General features: G+C 74.9%; 1 protein-coding gene. It reads right to left on the reverse strand.

Annotated features, from left to right (window positions below; translation table 11 throughout):
- Positions 1-5,046 (reverse strand): type I polyketide synthase (locus BLQ73_RS34800; RefSeq protein ID WP_143020555.1); only part of this gene is annotated, 5,046 nt, incomplete at both ends.

A 5,046-nucleotide genomic window follows, 5' to 3' on the forward strand; every position in this document is an offset into this window, starting at 1 on the left:
CGCCGACGTCCCACAGGCCGAACGCCATCGACGTCGCCGGCAGCCCTTCGGCCCGCCGCCGCGCCGCCAGCGCGTCCAGGAACACATTCGCCGCCGCGTAGTTGCCCTGCCCCGCCGTCAGCACCAGACCGCCCGCCGACGACAGCATCACGAACGCCGACAACCCCATACCGCGCGTCAGCTCGTGCAGATACCAGGCCGCGTCGGCCTTCGGCGCCAGCACCCCGTCGACACGGTCCGGGGTCATGGCGCCGATGAGCCCGTTGTCCCCCACACCGGCCGCGTGCACGACCCCGGTCAGAGGGTGCAGGCCGACGAGCGCCTCCAACGCATCACGGTCCGCCGCATCGCAGGCCACCACCTCCACCCGGGCCCCGCACCCGGCCAACTCGGCCGCGAGCTCCGCCGCGCCCGGCGCGTCCGGGCCGCGGCGGCTCGCCAGGACAAGGCGGCGCACGCCGTACTCCGCCACCAGGTGCCGGGCGATCACCGCACCCAGCCCGCCCGTGCCGCCCGTGACCAACACCGCCCGCTCGGGGTCGAAGACCGGCCTCTCGTCACCGGGGGCGATGCGGCTGAGACGCGGCACCATGACACTGCTTTCGCGCACCGCTACCTCGGGTTCGCCCAGCGCCGCCGCCTCGGCCGCCCGAGCCAAGTCGGCGTCCGCGTCGAGGTCGACCAGGACAACACGCCCGGGGTTCTCCGCCTGCGCGGAACGGACCAGCCCCCAGACGGGAGCCTGCGTGAGATCCGGGCTGTCGCCCGTCGCGCCACGGGTGACCACGGCCATCCTGGCCCCGGAGTAACGCTCGTCGGCCAGCCACAACTGCACGACCCGCAAGACCCGGTGCACCACACTGCGCATCCCCGACGGCACGTCCGCAGACGGCACATCGCGAGCACAATCCGGCAGGACGACGTCGGGCACGGGACCCGCCTCCGGCACGTCTTGCACCATCCCGCGCACGTCAGCTTTCGGAGTGTCGTCGGCCCAGTTGGCCCGATCGGCACAGTCCAGCAACACCATGTTGGGCACGGGACCCGCCTCCGGCAGGTCCTCCCACCGCGCCCACGCGACCTCGCCGCGCCCGGAGGCCGTAGGCACCGGCGACCACTCGACGCCGTAGAGCGGGCCCGTCGGCGAACCCGCCTGCTCGGCCAACTGCTCGGCCGACACCGGACGCCCCGCCATCGACCCCACCGTCATCACCGGTCGGCCCGCCGCGTCGGCCACGTCCAGCGCCAGGCCGCCGTCGTCGTCACGCCGCGAGAGCCGTACGCGGACCGAGGTCGCGTCGACCGCGTGGAGCGACACGCGGTTCCAGGTGAACGGGATCGCCATCTCGCCGCCGCCCGTGAGGATCGCGGCGTGCATCGCGGCGTCGAGCACCGCCGGGTGGAGGCCGAACCGCGCCGCGGCGTCCCCCTCGCCCCGGCCCCCGCCGTCCCGCTCGGGCAGCACGACCTCGGCGAACAGTTCGTCGCCGCGCCGCCAGACGCCCCGCAGCCCCTGGAACGCCGGGCCGTAGTCGAAACCGATGTCCGCCAGCCGCTCGTAGGCGCCGTCGAGCGGCACGCCGTCCGCGCCGGCGGGGGGCCACTCGACCGGCTCGAACACAGGCGCGTCCCCGCCGGGCGCCACATATCCGGAGGCGTGGCGCACCCACGCGTGATCCTGCCCGTCGTCCGGCCGGGAATGTACGGCGACGCCGCGGTTGCCGGCCTCGTCGGCCTCCCCGACCCACACCTGCACCTGCGCCCCGCCCCGATCGGGCACGATCAGCGGGGCGGCCAGCGTCAGCTCCTCGACCATGCCGCACCCGGCGGCCTCCCCGGCCCGCAGCGCCATGTCGAGCAGCGCCGTACCGGGCAGGAGCACCCGGCCCAGCACCGCGTGGTCGGCGAGCCACGGGTGCGTGTCCAGGGCGAGCCGTCCGGTGAACAGGAACCCGTCGGTGTCGACCAGTTCGAGCGCCGCTCCGAGCAGCGGGTGGTCGGCCGTGCCCACCCCCGCCGCGCCGAGGTCGCCGGCCGGGGCCGTGGCGTTGAGCCAGTACGGCTGCCGCTGGAAGGCGTACGTCGGCAGCTCGACCCGGCGGGCGGCCGTCCCGGCGAAGTAGCCGTGCCAGTCGACCGCCCCGCCGCATGCGTGAAGGCGGGCGACGGCGTCCGTCAGCGTGTCGGCCTCCGGCCTTCCGCGGCGCAGCGCCGCCACGAGCAGCATGCCGTCCGCCGCGTCCCTTGCGGCCCCTGCGTCCGCCGTGTCCCCGTCGAGGCAGTCGTCGAGGCAGTCGCGCACCATGCCGGTGAGGACGGCGTCGGGCCCGAGCTCGACGAACCTGGTCACGCCCTGCGCGCGCAGCACGCGCACGCCGTCGCCGAACCGGACCGCCTCCCGGACGTGGCGGACCCAGTAGCCGGGCGAGAAGTCATCATTGATCTCCCCGGTCAGGTTGGACACGACGGGGATGCCTGGCGGGTCGACACGCAGGCCTTCGACGACCGTGCGGAACTCGTCGAGCATCGGGTCCATCAGCGGCGAGTGGAAGGCGTGGGACACGCGGAGCCGGGTCGTCCTCCGCCCCAGCCCCTCGAAGTGGGCCCGGACCCGCTCGACGGCGTGTTCCTCACCCGACACCACCACCGAGGCCGGCCCGTTCACCGCGGCGATCGACACACATCCCGGGCTCTCGTCCAGATGGGCCAGGACCTCGTCCTCGGCGGCCCGCACCGCCGCCATCGCGCCGCCCGAGGGCAGCGCCTGCATCAACCGGCCGCGGGCCTCCACCAGGGCGCAGGCGTCGGCCAGGGAGAACACCCCCGCCACGTGCGCCGCCGCCACCTCGCCGATCGAGTGCCCGGCGAGCAGGTCCGGCCGCAGACCCCACGACTCCACCAGCCGGAACAGCGCCACCTCGACCGCGAACAGCGCCGCCTGCGCGTTCACCGTCTGGTGGAGCACCTCCGGGTCGTCGCCCCAGACGACCTCCCGCACCCCGACCAGATGACGGCAGACCTCGTCGAACGCCTCCGCGAACGCCGGGAACCGGTCATACAGCTCGCGGCCCATGCCGAGCCGCTGCGCCCCCTGCCCCGGGAACAGGACCGCCGTCGCCTGCCCCGCGCGGGCCGTCGCCGTGAACACGGCGGGTGCCGGCTCGCCCGCCGCCAGCGCGCGCAGCCCGCCCACCAGCTCCTCGCGCCCGCCGCCCACCAGCTCCTCGCGCCCGCCGCCCGCCACGACCGCCACGGCCGCCCGGCATTCCAGCGCGGTCCGCGCCGTGGCCAGCGAGTACGCCACGTCCAGCGGGTCGAGGTCCGGGCGCGACGACAGGTGTGCGAGCAGCCGTACGGCTTGCGCCCGCAGCGCCTGCGGGCTCGCCGCCGACAGCACCCACGGCGCGGGCACGGCCCGGCCGCCGCCGGAGTCGGCGGGGACACCGGGGACACCGGAGACACGGCGCCCATCGGGCCCCTGCTCCAGGACGACGTGGGCGTTGGTGCCGCTGATCCCGAACGCCGACACGCCCGCGCGCCGGGGCCGGCCGGTGACCGGCCACGCCCGGGCGTCGGCCAGCAGCTCGACCGCGCCCTCCGACCAGTCGACATGCGGGGACGGCTCATCGATGTGCAAGGTCTTCGGCAGCGTGCCGTGCCGCATGGCCATCACCATTTTGATCACGCCGGCGACACCCGCGGCGGCCTGTGCGTGGCCGAGGTTCGACTTCACCGATCCGAGTAGCAGCGGGTGCCCCCGGTCCTGGCCGTACGTCGCGATCAGGGCCTGGGCCTCGATCGGGTCGCCGAGGGTGGTGCCGGTGCCGTGCGCCTCGACGGCGTCCACCTCGGCCGGCGACAGCCCGGCGTCGGCCAGCGCCCCGCGGATCACCCGCTGCTGCGCGGGCCCGTTCGGCGCGGTGAACCCGTTGCTCGCGCCGTCCTGGTTGACCGCCGTGCCGCGGATCACCCCCAGCACCTCGCGCCCGGCGCGCAGCGCGTCCGACAGGCGTTCGACGAGCAGCACACCGACGCCCTCCGACCAGCCCACGCCGTCCGCCGCGCCCGCGAACGCCTTGCACCGGCCGTCGGGAGACAGGCCGCGCTGCCTGCTGAACTCGATGAACATGCCCGGCGTCGACATCACCGTCGCGCCGCCCGCCAAGGCCAGGGAGCACTCGCCGCGCCGCAGCGACTGGACGGCGAGGTGCAGCGCCACCAGCGACGACGAACACGCCGTGTCGACCGTCACCGCCGGGCCTTCCAGTCCCAGCGTGTAGGAGACCCTGCCCGAGGCCACGCTCCCGGCGCTCGTCCCGGAAGGGTGAACGTTCAACGCATAGTCGTGGTACATGACCCCCGCGAAGACCCCCGTACGGCTGCCGCGCAGCGCCGCCGGGTCGATCCCGGCCCGCTCCAGCGCCTCCCACGACGTCTCCAGGAGCAGCCGCTGCTGCGGGTCCATGTAGAGGGCTTCGCGTGGGGAGATGTTGAAGAACGCCGGATCGAAGTCGGCCGCGTCGTACAGGAAGCTGCCGCGGCGCGTGTAGCTCTTGCCCTCTTTGCCCGGTTCGGGATGGTAGAGGTCGGCGATGTTCCAGCCCCGGTTGTCGGGCAGCTCCGACACGGTGTCCACCCCGTCTGCCACGAGCCGCCACAGGTCCTCGGGCGAGGTCACACCGCCCGGATAGCGGCACGCCATGCCCACGATCGCGATGGGCTCGTCCACCGCGGCCGACACGGCGACCGGCCGCGTCGCGTTCGTGGCCTCTGTCCCTAGCAGACCGAGGAGGTGGTCGGCGACGGCGGCGGCGTTGGGGTGGTCGAACGCCAAGGTGGCGGGGAGGCGCAGCCCGGTGACGGCGCCCAGCCGGGTCCGCAGGTCGGTGGCCGACAGGGAGTCGAACCCGAGCTCCTGGAACGCCCGGTCGGGGGCGACGGCGTCGGCGGAGGCGTGGCCGAGCACGGCGGCGACCTCGGCGCGGACGATCTGCAGCACGGCCCGGCGCCGCTCGCCGTCCGCGAGCCCCGCCAGCCGCTCGGCCA

The sequence above is a fragment of the Sinosporangium album genome (assembly GCF_900100605.1).
Lineage (GTDB): Bacteria > Actinomycetota > Actinomycetes > Streptosporangiales > Streptosporangiaceae > Sinosporangium > Sinosporangium album.